This window comes from Bartonella sp. MF74HXZ (genome assembly GCF_042194445.1).
GTDB lineage: Bacteria > Pseudomonadota > Alphaproteobacteria > Rhizobiales > Rhizobiaceae > Bartonella > Bartonella grahamii.
This window is the reverse complement of the sequence record NZ_JBHIMW010000007.1, coordinates 91607-110065: the sequence shown is the minus strand read 5'-3', so window position 1 is coordinate 110065 and position 18459 is coordinate 91607. Positions and strand designations below refer to the sequence as shown.

19 protein-coding genes are annotated in these 18459 nt (G+C 38.0%); 13 read left to right on the top strand and 6 right to left on the bottom strand.

The genetic code is table 11. The annotated features are described in order from the left end of the window. Nucleotides 1–5: 5 nt before the first annotated feature. Together ACFIJ8_RS07265 and ACFIJ8_RS07260 are read right to left on the bottom strand one after the other, a co-directional pair. Nucleotides 6–428 (bottom strand): HIT family protein, encoded by a 423-nt coding sequence (locus tag ACFIJ8_RS07265; protein ID WP_012755038.1) that lies wholly within the window; start codon nucleotides 426–428, stop codon nucleotides 6–8. Between the two features lie 133 nt (nucleotides 429–561). Then, complete coding sequence (locus ACFIJ8_RS07260) at nucleotides 562–1023, bottom strand: RidA family protein (RefSeq protein ID WP_208439554.1); 462 nt, start codon at nucleotides 1021–1023, stop codon at nucleotides 562–564. A gap of 145 nt (nucleotides 1024–1168) precedes the next feature. Here ACFIJ8_RS07260 and ACFIJ8_RS07255 point away from each other — a divergent pair, with 145 nt between their 5' ends. The 13 genes from ACFIJ8_RS07255 to lpxB all read left to right on the top strand — a co-directional run bounded on the left by ACFIJ8_RS07255 (nucleotide 1169) and on the right by lpxB (nucleotide 15259). Next, a complete protein-coding gene (locus tag ACFIJ8_RS07255; protein WP_273788136.1) occupies nucleotides 1169–2005 on the top strand; it encodes a cell envelope integrity EipB family protein in 837 nt (278 codons plus the stop codon). A gap of 167 nt (nucleotides 2006–2172) precedes the next feature. Continuing rightward, nucleotides 2173–2952 (top strand): 30S ribosomal protein S2, encoded by a 780-nt coding sequence (gene rpsB, locus ACFIJ8_RS07250; protein ID WP_273788135.1) that lies wholly within the window; start codon nucleotides 2173–2175, stop codon nucleotides 2950–2952. A gap of 102 nt (nucleotides 2953–3054) precedes the next feature. Beyond that, entirely contained in the window at nucleotides 3055–3978 is a 924-nt protein-coding gene (gene tsf / locus ACFIJ8_RS07245; RefSeq protein WP_012755042.1) for a translation elongation factor Ts, read from the top strand. A gap of 157 nt (nucleotides 3979–4135) precedes the next feature. Then, a complete protein-coding gene (gene pyrH / locus ACFIJ8_RS07240) occupies nucleotides 4136–4855 on the top strand; it encodes a UMP kinase (protein WP_012755043.1) in 720 nt (239 codons plus the stop codon). 37 nt (nucleotides 4856–4892) lie between these two features. Beyond that, nucleotides 4893–5453 (top strand): ribosome recycling factor, encoded by a 561-nt coding sequence (gene frr / locus ACFIJ8_RS07235; RefSeq protein ID WP_012755044.1) that lies wholly within the window; start codon nucleotides 4893–4895, stop codon nucleotides 5451–5453. Between the two features lie 732 nt (nucleotides 5454–6185). Beyond that, a complete protein-coding gene (locus ACFIJ8_RS07230; protein ID WP_375629049.1) occupies nucleotides 6186–7001 on the top strand; it encodes a phosphatidate cytidylyltransferase in 816 nt (271 codons plus the stop codon). 42 nt (nucleotides 7002–7043) lie between these two features. Beyond that, nucleotides 7044–8165 carry an RIP metalloprotease gene (locus tag ACFIJ8_RS07225; protein WP_375639288.1) on the top strand — a complete coding sequence of 374 codons (1122 nt, stop codon included), beginning with the start codon at nucleotides 7044–7046 and terminating at the stop codon, nucleotides 8163–8165. A 203-nt stretch (nucleotides 8166–8368) separates the two neighbouring features. Beyond that, nucleotides 8369–10765, top strand: coding sequence for an outer membrane protein assembly factor BamA (gene bamA / locus ACFIJ8_RS07220; protein WP_273788132.1), 2397 nt, complete (start codon nucleotides 8369–8371; stop codon nucleotides 10763–10765). Between the two features lie 65 nt (nucleotides 10766–10830). Beyond that, nucleotides 10831–11877 carry a UDP-3-O-(3-hydroxymyristoyl)glucosamine N-acyltransferase gene (gene lpxD, locus ACFIJ8_RS07215; protein WP_012755048.1) on the top strand — a complete coding sequence of 349 codons (1047 nt, stop codon included), beginning with the start codon at nucleotides 10831–10833 and terminating at the stop codon, nucleotides 11875–11877. Between the two features lies 1 nt (nucleotide 11878). Beyond that, on the top strand, nucleotides 11879–12346 hold the full coding sequence (fabZ, locus tag ACFIJ8_RS07210; RefSeq protein WP_012755049.1) for a 3-hydroxyacyl-ACP dehydratase FabZ: 468 nt from the start codon (nucleotides 11879–11881) through the stop codon (nucleotides 12344–12346). A gap of 24 nt (nucleotides 12347–12370) precedes the next feature. Continuing rightward, nucleotides 12371–13195, top strand: coding sequence for an acyl-ACP--UDP-N-acetylglucosamine O-acyltransferase (gene lpxA / locus ACFIJ8_RS07205; protein ID WP_012755050.1), 825 nt, complete (start codon nucleotides 12371–12373; stop codon nucleotides 13193–13195). 2 nt (nucleotides 13196–13197) lie between these two features. Continuing rightward, the gene (locus ACFIJ8_RS07200; RefSeq protein WP_375627189.1) at nucleotides 13198–14070 is read left to right on the top strand and encodes an LpxI family protein; all 873 of its coding nucleotides are present in this window, start codon (nucleotides 13198–13200) and stop codon (nucleotides 14068–14070) included. Then, nucleotides 14063–15259, top strand: coding sequence for a lipid-A-disaccharide synthase (gene lpxB / locus ACFIJ8_RS07195; protein ID WP_375629056.1), 1197 nt, complete (start codon nucleotides 14063–14065; stop codon nucleotides 15257–15259). Before ACFIJ8_RS07200 ends, lpxB begins: the two co-directional genes overlap by 8 nt. A 20-nt stretch (nucleotides 15260–15279) precedes the next feature. Here the strand turns inward: lpxB and ACFIJ8_RS07190 are convergent, their stop codons facing one another. The 4 genes from ACFIJ8_RS07190 to ACFIJ8_RS07175 all read right to left on the bottom strand — a co-directional run bounded on the left by ACFIJ8_RS07190 (nucleotide 15280) and on the right by ACFIJ8_RS07175 (nucleotide 18390). Then, complete coding sequence (locus ACFIJ8_RS07190) at nucleotides 15280–16053, bottom strand: amino acid ABC transporter ATP-binding protein (protein ID WP_012755053.1); 774 nt, start codon at nucleotides 16051–16053, stop codon at nucleotides 15280–15282. Between the two features lie 78 nt (nucleotides 16054–16131). Beyond that, complete coding sequence (locus tag ACFIJ8_RS07185) at nucleotides 16132–16839, bottom strand: ABC transporter permease (RefSeq protein ID WP_375639285.1); 708 nt, start codon at nucleotides 16837–16839, stop codon at nucleotides 16132–16134. After that, nucleotides 16836–17558: an ABC transporter permease gene (locus ACFIJ8_RS07180; RefSeq protein WP_012755055.1), complete on the bottom strand. Its 723-nt coding sequence runs from the start codon at nucleotides 17556–17558 to the stop codon at nucleotides 16836–16838. Before ACFIJ8_RS07180 ends, ACFIJ8_RS07185 begins: the two co-directional genes overlap by 4 nt. 79 nt (nucleotides 17559–17637) lie before the next feature. After that, nucleotides 17638–18390 (bottom strand): transporter substrate-binding domain-containing protein, encoded by a 753-nt coding sequence (locus tag ACFIJ8_RS07175; protein ID WP_012755056.1) that lies wholly within the window; start codon nucleotides 18388–18390, stop codon nucleotides 17638–17640. Nucleotides 18391–18459: the final 69 nt, after the last annotated feature.

Below are 18459 nucleotides of genomic sequence, written 5' to 3'. Positions count from 1 at the left end.
GTGTGTTATAAGGCTGCACGGATTTTCTTTGCATTCTCTTCAAGTATTTCTGTAGGCGTTATTATATTATTATGAGGGGTAAGTTCTATTCCCTCCATACGTGGTATAATATGGAAATGGAGGTGATAAACGGTTTGTTGACTAGCTGCTTCATTAAATTGCATGACAGTTATGCCATCTGCTTGAAAGGCTTTTTTGACGGCATTTGCAATTTTTTGAACAGCTTTAATAACAGGAAATAATGTTTCAGTATCTGCATCAAGTAAGTTTCTAGAGCCTTTTTTAGGAATGACCAGCGTATGACCTGGTGCTTGTGGCATGATATCCATAAATCCAATAACATCATCATCTTCGTAGACACGAACAGAAGGGATTTCATTGCGAATCAATTTAGCAAAAATATTGTTATTGTCATAAGCTTGTTTCATACAAATATTTCCTTTTATTGTAAGTTTAAGATTTTAATTAAAAACGAAAAAATACAAAGTTTATCAGAGTTTAAGACAAAGAAGTATTTTGACTTTAGTTATATTTAGGATGGTGCACTGTCTTAATGAAGGCTTAGATTTCTATGATGGCTTCAACTTCTACAGGAACATCCATAGGAAGAGAGGCAACACCAATAGCAGAACGGGCGTGTTTCCCAATTTCACCAAGGATATTGACGAATAAATTAGAAGCTCCATTGGCAACAAAAGGAATATCGGTAAAATGAGAATCTACAGCCACAAAAACAGTAATTTTTACCACACGTTTTATTTTATTTAAGTCACCTAGAGTTGCTTGGAGTTGAGCGAGAATATTGAGAGCGCAAGCTTCGGATGCTTTTTGGGCTTGTTCGGTATTCACAGTTGCACCAACTTTACCGATGGCTATTGGTTTTCCATTAATAAGAGGGAGTTGTCCAGAAATAAAGAGTTGATTGCCACTTTGTGAAGTGGTGATGTAATTGGCAAGGGGGGAGATTACTTCAGGAAGAGTGATTCCGAATTTCTCTAAGTTTTTTTCAATCATATTGGTCATAATTTAAACTCCATAGCTGCTCTATAATACATTCATTGTATAATCTATTTTTTGATTTAAGGAAATGTGTGGTTAATTGAGAAATTAGCCTTTTTTGCCTTATTGTATGATGTTATGCAACGGGGATAAAGTTTGGAATTTGGGAATGATTAGATCATTATTTATAATAATTTTATATATTGTTTTTTTATGTACAGCGAGAGCTGAAGAGCCTATTTTTATTGTGCCTCATCGAGCAATTTATGATTTTCATCTCGATAGCGTTTCTCATGACATGACAATTTCTGCGATGTCAGGGCGAATGGTTTACGAGCTTACTGGTTCGGCATGCCAAGGCTATAGCACACGTTTTCGTTTTATTAGTCGTGTTCACATTGAAGATATGCCGGTACGTTTAACGGATCAACAGACGACGAGTTATGAAACAGGAGACAGCCGTACATTTCGTTTTAATATTACAGATCAAGAGGGAGAAGAGGTTGCGCATCGTGCTGAGGGGGTCGCGGAGCGTACTCAAGATGGTATTACAGTTACCTTAAAAAAGCCAAAGGAAAAAGAGTATAAGCTCGCAATGGCTGAATTTCCAATGATGCAACTAAAAAATATTATCCGCCATGCAAAAGCAGGGCATCATTTTTACAATGTTACTGTATTTGATGGGACAAATAAAGCAGATAAAGTTATAAAAGAAAGTATCGTCATAGGGGAAAAGAAGGCGCTTTTATCTGATAGCGAAACGGAAAAAGTGAGAAAATTGGATGAAGACGAATATTGGCCTGTTACAATTTCTTATTTTGATGATGGAGAAAATAAAGATGGTTTGCCGGTTTATCGTAGCAGTTTTCTCTTACATGAGAATGGTATCATGCGTGATCTTCATATAGATTATGGAACTTTTTCAGTGCGTGCAAAATTGAACAGTCTCGAATTCTTGGAACTTGGAAAAGATCTTAATCAATGTGAAAATGCAAATATTAAATGATTAAAGAAAATGACTTGAAAAAGAATCAAATATTAGTATGTTTGCGCTATTCCACACGCGGAGTTTGGGTGTTTGCAAATAATTTGTGAGAAAATTCTAGCAAGCATCCGCCGGTAGTAGGTTTTCCTGCTTTTTCCGCGGAGGTTGAACCGGAAAGGATAAGATTTATGGCACTACCCGATTTTACTATGCACCAGCTTTTAGAAGCAGGTGTGCATTTTGGTCACCAGACTCATCGTTGGAATCCCAAAATGACTCCCTATATTTATGGTCAGCGTAATAATATCCATATTATTGACCTTGCTCAGACCGTTCCGCTTTTACACCAAGCGCTTAAACTTGTTTCAGATACTGTTGCGCGTGGTGGTCGTATTCTCTTTGTTGGTACGAAACGGCAAGCATCTGACATTATCGCTGATGCGGCGAATCGTTCTGCCCAGTATTACGTTAATGCACGTTGGCTTGGCGGCATGCTCACAAACTGGAAAACGATTTCCAATTCGATACATCGTTTGCGAAAGCTTGACAAAATTCTTGCTGCTGAGGCGCAAGGTTTTACCAAAAAAGAACGTTTAAATCTTGAACGTGACCGTGAAAAGCTTAATCGTGCGCTTGGTGGTATTAAAGATATGGGATCTGTTCCAGATCTTATATTTGTCATCGATACGAATAAAGAAAATATTGCCCTTCAGGAAGCAAAACGTTTAGGCATTCCTGTTATTGCTATTATTGATACAAATTGCGATCCTGATGATGTAACGCATCCGATACCAGGTAATGATGATGCTTCACGTGCAATTTCTCTTTATTGCGATCTTTTTGCTCGTGCCGCCCTTGATGGTATTGCACGCCAGCAAGGAGCAATGGGTATCGATTTAGGAGCTCAAGTTGATGCGCCTGTGGAGCCTATTTTGGAAGAAAATGCGGTTTCAGAAGTTTCTGAATAATATAAAACGCCTAATTAAGGTACTTTTATTGTCTAAAGAAGAAGTTATAGGCGTGCAGAAGAGTTTTGCACGCTTTCACTATTACAAAATAAAGAGGCAAATATGAGCATTACTGCTGCACAAGTAAAAGAACTTCGAGAACTATCTGGCGCTGGTATGATGGACTGTAAAGCCGCTCTAGCTGAAACCAGTGGTGATATGGAAGCTGCTGTTGATTGGCTTCGTAAAAAAGGAATAGCTAAAGCAGATAAAAAGGCCGGTCGTACAGCGGCTGAAGGATTAATCGGAGTCGTATCAAAAGATTTAAATGCGGTTTTGGTTGAGATTAATTCTGAAACAGATTTTGTTGCACGCAATGCCGGATTCCAAGATATCGTGCGCAATGTAGCAACTGCTGCTTTAGATACGCCAGGTGATGTTGAATCTGTTTCTGTTTCTCTTTATCCAGGTTCTGAGAAGACTGTAGAGCTTACGATTAAAGATGCAATTGGTACAATTGGCGAAAATATGACATTTCGTCGTTCCGCTAAATTGTCTGTTGAGAATGGTGTTGTTGCGACTTATATACACAATAGTGTAGCTGATGGTCTTGGTAAGCTTGGTGTTTTGGTTGCAATTGAAACAACAGGAAATAAAGAGGCTGCTCTTGCTTTTGGTCGGCAGGTTGCGATGCATATTGCAGCAACCAATCCCTTAGCGCTTACAGCACAAGATGTTGATGCTGCTGCTGTTGAACGTGAAAAAGCAATTTTTTCAGATCAAGCACGTCAATCTGGAAAGCCTGAAAATATCATTGAAAAAATGGTAGAAGGACGTATGCGTAAGTTTTTTGAAGAGGTTGTTTTGCTTTCTCAAGCTTTCGTTATGAATCCTGATATGACTGTTGAGGCAGCTTTAAAGGATGCTGAAAAATCAATTGGCGCACCAGCAAAAATTACAGGCTTTATTCGTTTTGCATTGGGTGAAGGTGTGGAAAAAGAGGAGTCTGATTTTGCTGCAGAGGTTGCTGCTGCTGTAAAAGGCTAGTTATTGCAAACTCTTGATTAGAGATTTAAAGTCATATCGTTGGTTGTAGAATCTCTGATGGGGATGATGTAATTGTTGAGAGGGCGTCACGTGAAAAAAGTGGTGCCCTTCGTGATGTCAAAAGCAAAAAGTAAATGTGCTTTTGGGGAGATTATTAATGGCATTAGCACTTCCGTATAAACGTATTCTTTTAAAGGCTTCTGGTGAAGCTCTTATGGGGGGGCAAAGTTTTGGCATTGATGTTTCTGTTGTAGATCGTATTGCCGCTGATATTGCAGAAGTGCGCACAATGGGGATAGAAGTTGCGGTTGTTATCGGTGGGGGAAATATTTTTCGTGGCGTTGCTGTTGCTTCACATGGTGGAGACCGAGTGACAGGTGATCATATGGGAATGCTTGCAACTGCTATCAACTCTTTAGCATTGCGAACATCTTTGACAAAATTAGGGGTTGAAACTGTTGTACTCTCTGCGATTGCTATGCCACAAATTTGTGAAAGTTTTTCGCAGCGTAAAGCAATAGCTTATATGAATCAGGGAAAAGTTGTTATTTTTGCGGGCGGTACAGGAAATCCATTTTTTACCACTGATTCTGCTGCTACTTTGCGTGCAGCTGAGATTGGTGCGGATGTCCTTCTTAAAGGAACACAAGTTGATGGTATTTATTCAGCAGATCCAAAGATAGACCCTACGGCTAAGCGTTTTGACCAATTAACACATGTTGAAGTGTTACAATGGGGATTATCTGTTATGGATTCAACGGCGGTCACTTTAGCACGTGAGAACAATGTACCGATTATTGTGTATTCCATTCATGAAAAAGGCGGTTTGGCTAAGGTCTTGAATGGAACAGGACGCTTTACAATAGTATCGGAATAAGGGTAAGCTTCAAAGGACAATTGAAGGAGACAGAAATATGAATGTTACATCAATTATGGATGATCTGAAACGTCGCATGGATGGTGCTATTACGGCTTTTAAACATGAATTAGGTGGTTTGCGGACTGGACGTGCATCGGCCAGTTTATTAGAGCCGTTGACCGTTGAATCTTATGGTTCTGTTGTGCATATAAATCAGGTTGCTAATATTTCTGTTCCCGAACCTCGGATGCTTTCTGTTTCTGTATGGGATAAAACGATGGTAGGAGCTGTAGAGCGCGCTATTCGCGATTCTGGTCTTGGTTTAAATCCCATAACTGATGGTACGAATTTACGTATTCCTTTGCCTGAGTTGAATGAAGAGCGCCGTAAAGAACTTGTAAAAATTGCACATCACTATGCAGAGCAAGCGCGTGTTGCTACACGTCATGTTCGTCGGGATGGTATGGACAATTTGAAAAAGTTAGAAAAAGATGGTGAAATTGGACAAGATGAAGCCCATAGTTTGTCTGAAAAAGTTCAAAAACTCACAGATGAAACGATTGCTGATATTGATAAAATTTTAGCCGTAAAAGAATCTGAAATTATGCACGTTTAAGACGATTTTGTTGTTAGAAAAGGATGTTTACTTCCAGCCTGTAAATTGTTTCTATAGATAAGGGAAGTGGTGTGCTCTGTGATAACAAGGTGTGATGCAGGAAGGTGTTTTATCATTTTGATATGGGAGAGATTGATTTGAAAGGGCAGATGTTTTAATTTTTTAATCTGCGTGGTGAATCATGTCCTTTGCTGGAAGACGCTATTGAGCAGCATGGTGAGGGCTTTCAGTTTAGCATGTCTTTGTTAAACAGCATAATGAAAGCATTCTTAGAAATTATTTAAATATTCTAAGATGAGGGTTGGGGAAAGAATATAACACAAAAAAACAAGCCTAACCTTTCTCTTATTTTCCATTATAAAACATGTGAGTATAATCGATGAAGCAGATGCTATATGGTGTAATTCGTTTTTTTACGACGAATATTTGATAGAGAAGTGTTTTTATATGAAACCTATATTAGTGAATTTATATGGGGCATAGGTAGCTGCTTTTTCATTTTATATTTGAGAAAATATTAAAAAAATACTTTAGGATCAATCTTGACGGAGATTTTCGAAGCTGTTTTCATTGATTATTTGTCTCATAAGCGCTATCTTGGTAAACTGAATTGTTTATGATAAATTATAAGGGAAATTTATACAAGTATGAAATAAAAATATTGCGTAGGGAGGTTTTTCTTACGTCAATTTTAGAGCTTGTATTTTCTATTTTTATTGTTTGGATGTTGTTTTGTCTAATTTGGTTTATCGTGTTCTGACAGCTTTTGTGTTTGGTTTTATTGCATTGTATCTAACATGGTTGGGAGGAATCTCCTTTTTTTTATTTGTATGGTGTATTGGCGGTTTTGTTCTTTATGAGTGGATGAGTATTACTAAAGAGAAATGGTGTATTTTACAAAAAATATTAGCAAGTACCTTTTATTTGATCTTTGGCTTTTTTTTAGTGTTGAGTGTATCTGCTTCATTGATTTTTTGTGTTTTAATCGTTTTGGCTGCGGTGTTGGCTATTATATCTATAAAAAAGAGTGGTTGGGTTTTTTGTGGTTTTTTATATGCATCTTTTCCTGTTGTTGCTTTATGCTTTCTACGGGATCATGAAATGTTGGGGTTCCAAGTTGTTATTTTCTTATTTACGATAGTGTGGGGAACAGATATTGGTGGGTATTTTATCGGACGTGCATTAGGGGGACCTAAATTAGCACCACAATTTTCTCCTAATAAAACATGGTCAGGAGCACTTGGTGGTACATTTGTCGGAGTTTTCGGTGGTATATGGGTTGCTTTTGGATTTTTTGATATAAATTTAGCAAGTTTTTTTGTGCCACTCCTTACACTTGTTTTGTCAATTGTTTCACAATTGAGTGATTTAGGGCAATCATGGCTCAAAAGACGGTTTTCTGTTAAAGATTCTAGTTCTTTATTGCCTGGACATGGTGGTTTTATGGATCGTATAGATGGATTGGTAGGGGCAGCTTTTCTTCTTTATTTAATTGGTTCATTTATGTCTGATATGGATGCACCTTTTAATCTTTTTAGTATGATCTAATTGGGAGAAGGTAGTTTGGGACTTTTAAGTTATATCGTCACTATGGGTGATTTTCTTTTAAGAAGTTTGAGTATTCTTTTCATCATTATGATTATCATTTTTGTGCACGAGTTTGGGCATTATCTCATTGGTCGGTGGTGTGGTATTAAGGCGTTAGTTTTTTCGCTTGGATTTGGGCCAGAAATAGCGAGTTATACAGATAAGCATGGCACGAAGTGGCGCTTAGCACTTATCCCCGTAGGAGGGTATGTAAAGTTTGTTGGGGATGAGGGAAAAAATGATACGGTATCATCCCAATCATCTCTGATTGTTGACGGTTCATTTGCTAGTGCGCATGCTTGGAAAAAAGCAGCAACTGTTTTTGCCGGTCCTTTTTTCAATGCCCTTTTTACTGTTGTTATTCTAACATTTTTTTTCTTTATCTATGGTCGTGTAGCCATTGAGCCCGTTGTTGGTTCTTTGGTAAAAGATAGCCCTGCTCTTCAGTCTGGTTTGGAGTTAGGTGATCGTTTTGTTGAAATGGATGGACGACGGGTTGAAAGTTTTGAAGATTTGATGAATTATGTGGCTTTTCACGGAAGAGAACCCATAGAGTTTAAAATAGAACGCATGGGGCGATTCTTTACAACGGTGATTACTCCGAAAATCGTTGAGCGAGATGATGGATTTGGTAATCGAACACGAAGTGCTATGATAGGTGTAGGTGTTCCTATTGATTTAAATAATCCTGCACATTTAGATCCAACTTATATAAAACATATTCGCTATGGTTTTGTAACAGCTGTAAGAGAAGCCTCAGACCGTACTGTGTTTATCGTCACTCAAACCGTTCTTTTTATGAGTCGTTTAATAGGAGGAAAAGAGGACCGTTGTCGGCTAAGTGGACCTTCTAAAACCGTTAAAATTGCTTGGAAAGTGAGCGAGACAGGTTTTGTCTCTTTGTTGAATTTGGCAGCTTTTCTTTCAATAAGTGTTGGGCTTATTAACCTTTTTCCGATTCTACCGCTTGATGGTGGGCATCTTTTATTGCATGTCATTGAGGTCATTACTGGGAGGGAAATATCTGCTAAAATCCAGGGAATTATTTTTCGTTTAGGTTTTTCCATTCTTCTCCTTTTTATGATCTTTGTCTTTTTTAACGATTATTTTTGTTGGTTTAGCTAATTAAATTATGGAAAACGCTTTATAAATTGAGTAATAATAGCGAAAACAAATTGAAGGTTGTTTACCATGTCTGCAAAATGTTGTGGCGTCGTACATTATAATGAGTAATTAAGGAATGAAAAGTCTCGCTGTAAAAAGGTTGTTATGGCAGTTAGCTTTTTAAGGCATCATGTCCAAGGAACAAGAGTAAGGTAAAAAAGCCAATGACTACAAATTCAAAGTTTTTAAATGCAGCATCTGTATTGGTGTTAAAAATGGGGATGATTGCCCCAGCAACGGTTTTTATGTCAATTGCTGCGGTTGGAGAAATACAAGCATCTGTAGTCCGTTCTATTGAGGTTCGTGGGAATAAGTTTGTAAGTTCTCAGGCGATTCGAGACAATATGGGGATTAAGGCTGGACAAGGGGTTTCCAGTGCTGATGTTGATAATGCTGTGAAGAATCTTTTCGAATTGGGTTTATTTTATGATGTTAAAATAAATCCGGTAGGTGATAAATTGGTTGTATTCGTAAAAGAATATGAGGTTGTCAATCAGATATTGTTTCAGGGAAATAAATCTTTTAAAGACCCAGATCTTAAGCGGTTTATTTCTTTAAAACCGAATGAGCCTTTTAATTCTGCTAAGCTTTCTGCTGATATAAATACAATTCGTGAAGCTTATAAAACGCTTGGTCGTAATAATATCACTGTCAACGTTCAAACGATTAACCTTGGAAAAGGGCGAGTTAATGTAGTATTTAATGTTGTTGAAGGGCAAAAAACAAAGATTGGTGATATCACTTTTAAGGGGAATAGTGTCTTTGGAAGTCGCCGTTTGCGTGATGTGATTTCAACAAAAACTTCAGGAATTTTTTCGAAGTTGTTGGGAGGTGATGTTTACAGTGAAGAGCGTCTCGCTGCTGATGAAGAGGCTTTACGTCGCTTTTATTATAATCGTGGTTATGCAGATTTTCGTGTAGTCTCTTCTAAAGCGACTTTTGATGCAGCAAGCAATACATATAAAATTTCTTTCGTTCTTGATGAGGGTGTGCGCTATAAAATTAGTGATATTCAGGTTGAAAGTGATGTTGATGGAATTGACGTTCAATCTGTGAAAAGGGGGCTTAAAACCCAGCCAGGTGATGTTTATAGTGCAGAAGATATTGAACAGTCTGTTGCAATTATTAATAACAAGGTTGCTGATTCGGGATATGCTTTTGCTAAAGTTGAGCCGCGGGGAAATCGTAATTTAGCAAATCATACAATTTCAATTTTATATAATATTGAACAGGGTACACGTGCTTATATTCAGCGTATTGATATACGTGGCAATGAGAAAACGCGTGATTACGTCATTCGCCGTGAGATTGATTTAAACGAAGGGGATGCTTACAATCAAACTTTATTACAGCGGGCAAAACGTCGTCTAGAAAGTTTAGGTTTCTTCAAAGCCGTTAATATTTCAATGGTTCCCACAGATCAATCTGACCAAGTTATTTTGGTAATAGATGTCGTTGAAGCTTCAACAGGAGACCTCTCTCTTTCTGGAGGGTATACAACAGGGGGAACAAGTCCTGGTATGTCACTTGAAGTTTCTGTTACTGAACGTAATCTTGGGGGACGTGGTCAATATGTTCGTTTAGGATTAGGTGCGGGGCAAGAAAAATCTCGTAATTATAATTTATCATTTGTTGATCCTTATTTCTTAGGGTATCGTTTATCTGCTGGCGTTGATGTTTTTCGTAGTACTTATCGTGCTGATAAGGCCTATGATGTACGACAGACAGGTGGATCGCTACGGTTTTCATTACCTATTAATAATCAATTATCTGCTAATGTAGCTTATTCTTATGTACAGGAAGAATATGATTTTGGCGGAGAGTACGATTTTGACAAAGAGAGTGATGTAATAGAATTATATGGGAAATATTCTGGTGCGATTGTTCAAGCTGCAAAACAAAGCCCTTGGAAACGTTCATCAATTAGTTATGGTTTCACCTATAATACGATTGATGATATGAGATCCCCCCATGATGGGTGGTACGTGCATCTTCTTCAGGAATATGCAGGGCTTGGTGGAAGTGCAAAGTTCTTGAAGACCACGGGTAAGGCGATGATGTACAAGACTCTTTCTGACCAGAAGGATATTGTTGGTTTGCTTTCCTTTGGGGGTGGTTATATCCACGGAATGGGCCGAGATGGTGTTCGTATTTTCGATATGTTTAAAGCGAATACTGATATGATTCGAGGGTTCAAATATAATGGAATAGGTCCGCGTCAGGTTTCCAGTAAGGGTGAGGTTTATTTCTTGGGGGGAACAACATATATGAATGCGACTGCTGAAGTACAGTTTCCTATCCCTGTTGTGCCTGAAGGGTTCGGGTTGCGCGGTGCTTTATTTGCGGATATTGCCACGCTTTATGGCAATAATTATAAAGCCGTTTTTAAGGGTGAACCGTCTGTTACCAATACCAAAAGTGCTTGGCGTTCATCTGCAGGTGTGAGTTTGATGTGGGATTCTCCGTTTGGTCCTTTGCGTTTTGATTATGCTTGGCCAATAACGAAGCAGGAAGGTGATCGTTTGCAACAATTGAATTTTGGTATTTCTACGAAGTTCTGATTTGAGCGATTTTAAGAAGGAAAAACTTGAAGAGAATAGCTTAAGCTGGGAGAGAAAGTGTTTTGATGGCGGATACATTTTTTTTTACGCCGTCCCGGCAATTGACAGTTGCAAATGTTGCTGAGTTGACGGGTGCAAAGCTTCTTAATCCAGAGTTTTCTCATAAAGTTATCAATACTCTTTCTTCACTTGAGAGTGCTGTGGAAGGTTCTCTTGTTTTTGTAGAGCATCGGAAGTTTTCTGATGCTTTACTGGACAGTTCCGCTGTTGCTGTTTTTTGTACGAATGAGATTGTTTTTAAAGTTCCCGAAACTATGGCAATTTTGGTAACATCCACACCACAGCGTGACTTTGCTCAGATTGGTCGTATTTTGTTTCCAGATTCTGTCAAGCCAATGCCTTGGTTAGGATCGAAGGGGATTTCATCGCATGCGCATATTCATCCAACGGCTAAGTTAGCACATGATGTGTGTATTGAAGCGGGAGCTGTTATTGGTAGAAATGTTGAGATTGGTGCAGGAACTCTTATTTCATCCACAGCTGTTATCGGTGAAAATTGCCGTATTGGATGTGACTGCTATATTGCTCCTAAGGTAACAGTTCAGTGTTCTATAATAGGTGATAAGGTTCAGCTTTATCCTGGTGTTTGCATTGGGCAAGATGGTTTTGGTTATGTTGGGGGCATTTCTGGAATCGAGAAAGTTCCACAGTTGGGTCGCGTTATTATTGAGGATGGTGTAGAAGTTGGTGCGAACACGACAATTGATCGTGGGACATTTCAAGATACTGTTATTGGTAAAGGAAGCAAGATTGATAATCTTGTACAAATTGCCCACAATGTAAAAATCGGCCGCTATTGTCTTATTGCCGCTCAATGTGGCATTGCGGGAAGTACATCGATAGGGGATATGTCTCAGCTTGGCGGAGGTGTTGGAGTAGCCGATCACATCATAATAGGTAAATGTGTTCAGATTGCTGCTCGTAGTGGTGTTATGAATGACATTCCGGATGGCGAAAAATGGGGAGGTAGTCCAGCGCGACCATTTAAACAATGGTTTCGTGAAGTAGCGACATTGCGCAGTATGGGAAAAGTTAAAAAGGAGAAACGCTGATATGATCAGCAGTGAAAAGACTAAAAACTTAGAGGCTGTCGATATTGAAAAACTATTATCAATATTACCGCACCGTTATCCATTTTTATTAATTGATCGTATCGTTGATATTGATGGTGAGCAAGAAGCGATTGGTATTAAAAATATAACGATTAATGAGCCGCATTTTACGGGACATTTTCCCGCGAAGCCTGTTATGCCTGGAGTTTTGATTTTAGAAGCTATGGCACAAACGGCAGGAGCAATAGCACTTTTAAATTTAGGCAATAAGCAAACAAATTTAGTTTACCTTATGACGGTTGATAATGCGAAATTTCGTAAGCCGGTTATGCCTGGTGATCAGCTCAAGATTCATGTTCAGCTCTTGAAAAAAAGATCTGGTATGAGACGTTTTTCGTGCGTTGCAAAAGTAGAAGATGTCCGCGTCGCTGAAGCAGAAATTGCTGCGATGATTGTCGAACAAGAATAAAAGATATTTGATGGGAATTTAAAAATGTCCGGTACGAAAATCCATCCAACTGCTCTTGTGGAGAATGGAGCGCAGCTTGGTGAGAATGTACAAGTTGGACCGTTTTGTCATATTAGTTCAGATGCTGTTATTGGTGATGGATGCAGTTTGATGAGTCATGTTGTGATAATGGGGAAGACAACGTTAGGAGCCAAGAGTAAAGTATTTTCTCATGCAGTTTTGGGAGCAGATCCGCAAAATAATAAACATAAGGGAGGGGCTACGACTCTTTCGATTGGTGAAAACTGCACGATTCGTGAAGGCGTAACAATGCATAGGGGTTCCGATTCGAGTGTAGGAATGACAGTTGTTGGTGATAATTGCCAATTTTTTTGTTATGCGCATATTGCTCATGATTGTCATGTAGGGAATCATGTAACATTCGCAAATAATGTGATGATAGCTGGTCATGTTATTATTGGTGATTATGTGATTATTGGTGGGGGTGCTGCTGTGCATCAATTTGTTCGTGTTGGGCATCATGCATTTATTGGTGGTGTATCGGCATTGGTTGGTGATCTCATTCCCTATGGAACAGCTGTTGGGGTACAGGCAAAACTTGCTGGCCTCAATATTATCGGCATGAAGCGTGCAGGACTTGAGCGTCAAGATATTCATGCACTCCGTCATGCGGTTGCTATGCTTTTTGATCATAGCAAACCATTTAAAGAGCGTGTCAGTGATGTTGCTTCTTTCTATTCTTCTTCTCAGTCTGTTCTTGATATAGTTAATTTTATTAAGGAAGAAGGAAAACGTTTTTATTGTACACCAAAATTTGAAGGTGATAGAGTAAAAGAACGTAAGGATTAAAAATGCCTATGTGGGGAGCCAGAAGTTTTCTTTCCGGCCGTACTGCTATTATAGCAGGAAATGGTGTTCTACCGATTACTGTTGCGCAGGCTCTTGAGAAGAATGGAGAGAATCCTTTTCTTGTTCTTTTGCGTGGTGAGGCAGATTCTGTTCTTTATCGCTATGAGCATTGCGAGCTATCAATTGTGGAGTTAGCGCGACTCGTTAAAATCTTAAAAGAGGCTGGAGTTTATAATGTTGTTTTGGCAGGTGGTGTGAAAAAGCGCCCACTTCTTAAACAATTGCGACTGGACTGGACAACATTTTTAGCTCTCCCTAAGTTAATCGGAGCTTTGAAGAGAGGGGATGATGCGTTATTAAAAGCTTTTATACGGATTATTGAAACGTATGGTTTTCGTGTTGTTGGTGCTCACGAGATAGTCGCAGATCTTTTAGCTCCCGTAGAGTTTGATTTAACAGTGCGGCGTGCTACGCGAAAAGAAAAAAAAGATATTTTTTTAGCAGCAGAAGCAGCAAAGCTGTTAGGTCAATTAGATATCGGGCAAGCCGTTGTCGTTGTCCAAGGAAGGGTGGTTGCACTGGAGGGCGCTGAGGGAACTGATAATATGTTGTGGCGTGTTTGTGAAATGCGAGAAAGAGGGCAAATTCCCCTTAAAGGTGGCGTTCTTGTAAAATGTGCAAAACCACAACAGGATAATCGCGTTGATTTACCATCAATTGGGCCCGCGACAATAATGAATATTGCAAAGAGTGGTTTATCTGGTGTTGCGGTGGAGGCAAATAGAAGTCTAATATTATCGGTGAAAACAACAATAGAAAAAGCCAACAAATATTCTCTATTTATAGAGACATTTGAAAAGTTTGGTCATGAATAATTGTTTTTTAAAGATTGCTGTGGTTTCAGGGGAGGAATCTGGTGATTTACTTGCGTCCGATTTAATTTCTTGTTTATCACAACAAACAGGATGCAATATTCATTTGATTGGTGTTGGGGGGAGGCATTTAAAGGCATTAGGTTTAAAAAGCTTTTTTGATTCCCATGATATTGCTTTAATAGGTTTAAAGGAGGTATTGAAAAAACTACCATTATTGTTGCTACATATTCGCAATTTATCCAAATTTATTGCACAAGAACAACCTGATTGCCTCATTATTATTGATAGTCCTGATTTCACGCATCGTGTTGCAAAAAAGGTGCGCGTTTTAGCGCCTTCTATTCCTATCATTAAATATGTTGCACCAACCGTTTGGGCATGGCGCCCAGAGCGCGCTAAAGCTATGCGCAAGTTTGTTGACCATGTTTTAGCGGTTTTTCCTTTTGAAGAAAAGATTATGCAAGATTTGGGTGGTCCTCCCACGACTTATGTTGGACATCGTCTTTTGACATATCCTTCCCTTTTGATAGTTCAGTCAGAAAAAAAATGCCAATTAGAACAAAGAAATTTGATCGATACACAAACATCATCGCCTACATTAGTTATTTTACCAGGATCACGCAATTTAGAAATTCGTTCTTTAATGCCTATTTTTCGAGAAACAGTAGAGATTCTTGTAAAACGTATTCCTCATTTACGTATTATTTTACCAACCTTACCACGTTTAGCGGATAAAATTCGTGATTTTGTACAAGGCTGGAAAAGCAAAGTGGAAATTGTAGTTGGTGAAGATGCAAAATGGCGTGCTTTTGCACAAGCAGATGTTGCACTTGCAGCATCTGGAACGGTTTCACTTGAATTAGCATTAGCTAAAATTCCAACGGTCCTTTGCTATAAACTTGATCGTTTTTCTAAATTCTTTATTTTCCCTAAAATAATTTTATGGAGTGCAGCTCTTCCCAATATTATTTCTGATAAGCCTATTGTACCGGAATATTTTGATGAATTTCTACGCCCAGGCATGTTAGCAAGACAAGTAGAACAACTTTTGTTTAATCCTTTAATACGACAGGCACAACTCGATGCCTTTGAGATGGTAGAACAGAAAATGAAAACTGAAGTACCATCGGGGGTTGTTGGCGCACAAACAATTATCACTCTTTTAAAAAGCAGGAATAAAATTGTATAAATAAAGCAATATGTTAATAATTAATATTTAATTTTAGCAAGAAAATTACAAGCACGTTGGCTTTTAGGATTAGTAAAAAATTCTTCAGAGGCTGTATCTTCAATAATTTTTCCATTTTCTAGAAAGAGTATTCTTTCTGAGACTTTACGTGCGAAGCCCATTTCATGGGTAACACAAAGCATTGTGATCCCTGTATCGGCCAATCGAGCCATCACGTCTAAAACTTCTCCCACACTTTCTGGATCAAGAGCAGAGGTTGGTTCATCAAAAAGCATGACTTCAGGTTCCATACAAAGTGCACGGGCAATCGCAACACGTTGCTGTTGCCCACCAGAAAGTTGTAAAGGATATTTTTCACAGTGTTTTTCAATACCAACATGCGTTAAGTAACGAATTGCCCGTTCTTGTGCTTGTTGTTTGGAAAGTCCTTGAACTGTCATAGGTGCTAAAATACAATTTTGTATAACGCTCATGTGGGGAAATAAATTAAAATTCTGAAAGACCATTCCTATCTTACGAAGAACATTTTTTTGCTGTTGTATAGGAGCGGTATGGATATCAACATTATGGATACAGATTGAACCTTTTTGTGCTTGTTCTAATTGATTAATACAACGGATTAACGTTGATTTTCCTGATCCCGATGGTCCACAAATAACGATATGTTCACCAGCTTGAACATTAAAGTTGATATCATGTAGGACCTGAAAGTTTCCATACCATTTATTTAGATTTCGAATAGAGATCACAGGGTTTTTACAGGGAGAGATCGATTTATTATTTTTCAAATTCATCTTATTTTATTCTTTCATTGATGAATAACTTGATTAATTTAATATTTTTGTTTGTAAAGTTTTTTATGATCATTTTATTTACCGTAAATATCGAGTGAGGCGCTGTTCGATAAAAACAATAAAACGATGAATGAGTTCAACGATAAAGAGATAGATAAGAGCAGCCCAAACGTAAACTTGAAAATCGAAAGTCCGTGAATAAGTGAGTTTAGCAACCCCCATTAAATCATAAACAGTAATAAGTGAGGCAAGAGCACTGGATTTAATCATTAAAATCAACTCATTTCCTAGGGGGCGTAATGCTACAATCATTGCTTGTGGAAGAATAACTCTAAAAAATGTGACAGAGTTACTTAGACCTAAAGCTTTTGATGCTTCACGTTGCCCAGTTGTTACGGATAGAAAACTTCCTTTAAAGATCTCAGATTGATAGGCAGCAGAATTGAGAGTAAAAATAAAAAGACAACAATACCACGCGTTTTGAAAAAACCACCACAAACCAACCTTCTGCCAGAAGTCATTCATTGAACCAAGTCCATAATAAAAAAGGAAGAGTTGAGCTAATAAAGGAGAGCCACGGAAAAAATAGACATAAGTATTTGCACAATACTGTAAAAATGTATTTTTTGATAAACGTGCAAAAGCGATAAGCATACCAAGAAAAAAACCAAGAGAACAAGAAATAGAAACAAGCTCAACAGTAACAATAAAGCCATTAATAAATTTTGGTCCATAATGGCTTAAAAGATCAGGATTGAAAAGGAAATAAAGCCACTCAGGAATCATTGACGTAGCACCTTTTTATCGCCTATTTGAGTGTATGTTTCCAAATGGCGTAAGATTGCAGTAAAAACCGCTGAAAATAACAAATAGAGTAAGCATGCTACAAGATAAAATAGCATGGGTTTATTGGTAGCAGCGACAGCTAAGTTCGTTTGTCGCATGAGGTCAACAAGTGCGATGGTTGAAACAAGGGATGTATCTTTCAGTAAAGTAAGCCAATTATTAGAAAGTCCTGGCAAGGCATTTCGGATGAGCTGAGGAAAGACAATACGAAAAAATGTGGTTGACCGTGAAAGGCCTAAAGCTTTAGCCGCTTCATATTGGCCTTTATCAAAAATATTAAATGCTCCAAGCCAAACTTCACAAGAAAAAGCTGCAAGAACCATACTAAGCGCAAGAACACCAGCAACAAAAGCATTGATACTGAACATGATTTCAAAATTAAAATAGTCAAAGACATTTTGAATAAGGCTTTGTAACCCGTAGTAAACTAAAAACAAAGTTAAAAGCTCTGGTAGTCCACGAAATACCGTTGAAAAGAGGCGTGCCATCGCTTTGGCCATCTTAATATTGGATCGAATCATCACTGCATTTAGAAGACCTAGAGGAAGTCCTAGAAGTCCACAACATAATGCCAATGACAATGTCATTCCTGCACTAGAAAGTATAACCGCTCCCCATCCACCATTGCTAAATGATAGCAATGCTAAATTTTCAATCATTCTTGTGTTCCTCATGAAAGAGTTAGATAATATTTTTTAGAAATAACTAGCGGGTTTCATTTAAACATCATATTGATATTTAATAGATATCACTTGTAAAATATTTTCTCATAATTTTCTCATAAGTTCCATCTAAACGGATTTCTTTTAGCGCCTTATTGAACTTATTTTTAAGATCATTATTATTTTGACGCAGTGCAATTGCAACAGGAAATTTTGTTTCTTCTAGAGTTCCAAGGAGGAGACAGCAATCTTTTCCTTCATTTTTAAGCCAATTTAATGCTTGTAATTTATCAACAATAATCACATCAAGTCGATGATTTAAAAGGTCACGATTCACTTCTATTGTGGAAGGGTAGAGTTTAATTTTCACCTCTTCAGAAGCATAATGATCTTCTGCATAGAAAGCTTGTGTTGTATTTGATTGTACACCAAGATTTTTACCTCTAAAGTCTTGTGTTGAGATTTCTTTAATTCCCGAAGCTTTGGTAACAATAACAGCCAGTGCTGTATCGTAGTAAGGATCTGTGAAGTCAATTTTTTGTAAGCGCTCTTGTGTGAGAGAGAGGGAGGCAATGATAGCATCATATTTTTTTGCAATAAGTCCAGGAATCATTCCCTCGAAGTCTTGTGTGACAACAGTACACTCAACATTCATTTTTTTACAAAGTGCATAAGATATATCAATATCAAGTCCCTGCAATTTATTATTTGAGTCAATATAACTAAAGGGAGGGTAGGTGCCTTCACTCGCAATTTTTAATGTTTTCGCATCAGCCAATTGGGTGAATAGTGCGGCGCTTATTATAAGAGCTCCTGCTAATAGTTTCATGATGTTCTCCTATTGGATAAGCGGGCAAATATGAAATCACTATGTTTTTATAATCTGTAAGCTTTTTGG

Excerpts from the sequence above, each read along its gene's own strand:
- ACFIJ8_RS07265 (WP_012755038.1), bottom strand. The coding sequence starts at position 428 with ATGAAACAAGCTTATGACAATAACAATATTTTTGCTAAATTGATTCGC.
- ACFIJ8_RS07260 (WP_208439554.1), bottom strand. The coding sequence starts at position 1,023 with ATGACCAATATGATTGAAAAAAACTTAGAGAAATTCGGAATCACTCTT.
- ACFIJ8_RS07255 (WP_273788136.1), top strand. The coding sequence starts at position 1,169 with ATGATTAGATCATTATTTATAATAATTTTATATATTGTTTTTTTATGT.
- rpsB (WP_273788135.1), top strand. The coding sequence starts at position 2,173 with ATGGCACTACCCGATTTTACTATGCACCAGCTTTTAGAAGCAGGTGTG.
- tsf (WP_012755042.1), top strand. The coding sequence starts at position 3,055 with ATGAGCATTACTGCTGCACAAGTAAAAGAACTTCGAGAACTATCTGGC.
- pyrH (WP_012755043.1), top strand. The coding sequence starts at position 4,136 with ATGGCATTAGCACTTCCGTATAAACGTATTCTTTTAAAGGCTTCTGGT.
- frr (WP_012755044.1), top strand. The coding sequence starts at position 4,893 with ATGAATGTTACATCAATTATGGATGATCTGAAACGTCGCATGGATGGT.
- ACFIJ8_RS07225 (WP_375639288.1), top strand. The coding sequence starts at position 7,044 with ATGGGTGATTTTCTTTTAAGAAGTTTGAGTATTCTTTTCATCATTATG.
- bamA (WP_273788132.1), top strand. The coding sequence starts at position 8,369 with ATGACTACAAATTCAAAGTTTTTAAATGCAGCATCTGTATTGGTGTTA.
- lpxD (WP_012755048.1), top strand. The coding sequence starts at position 10,831 with ATGGCGGATACATTTTTTTTTACGCCGTCCCGGCAATTGACAGTTGCA.
- fabZ (WP_012755049.1), top strand. The coding sequence starts at position 11,879 with ATGATCAGCAGTGAAAAGACTAAAAACTTAGAGGCTGTCGATATTGAA.
- lpxA (WP_012755050.1), top strand. The coding sequence starts at position 12,371 with ATGTCCGGTACGAAAATCCATCCAACTGCTCTTGTGGAGAATGGAGCG.
- ACFIJ8_RS07200 (WP_375627189.1), top strand. The coding sequence starts at position 13,198 with ATGCCTATGTGGGGAGCCAGAAGTTTTCTTTCCGGCCGTACTGCTATT.
- lpxB (WP_375629056.1), top strand. The coding sequence starts at position 14,063 with ATGAATAATTGTTTTTTAAAGATTGCTGTGGTTTCAGGGGAGGAATCT.
- ACFIJ8_RS07190 (WP_012755053.1), bottom strand. The coding sequence starts at position 16,053 with ATGAATTTGAAAAATAATAAATCGATCTCTCCCTGTAAAAACCCTGTG.
- ACFIJ8_RS07185 (WP_375639285.1), bottom strand. The coding sequence starts at position 16,839 with ATGATTCCTGAGTGGCTTTATTTCCTTTTCAATCCTGATCTTTTAAGC.
- ACFIJ8_RS07180 (WP_012755055.1), bottom strand. The coding sequence starts at position 17,558 with ATGATTGAAAATTTAGCATTGCTATCATTTAGCAATGGTGGATGGGGA.
- ACFIJ8_RS07175 (WP_012755056.1), bottom strand. The coding sequence starts at position 18,390 with ATGAAACTATTAGCAGGAGCTCTTATAATAAGCGCCGCACTATTCACC.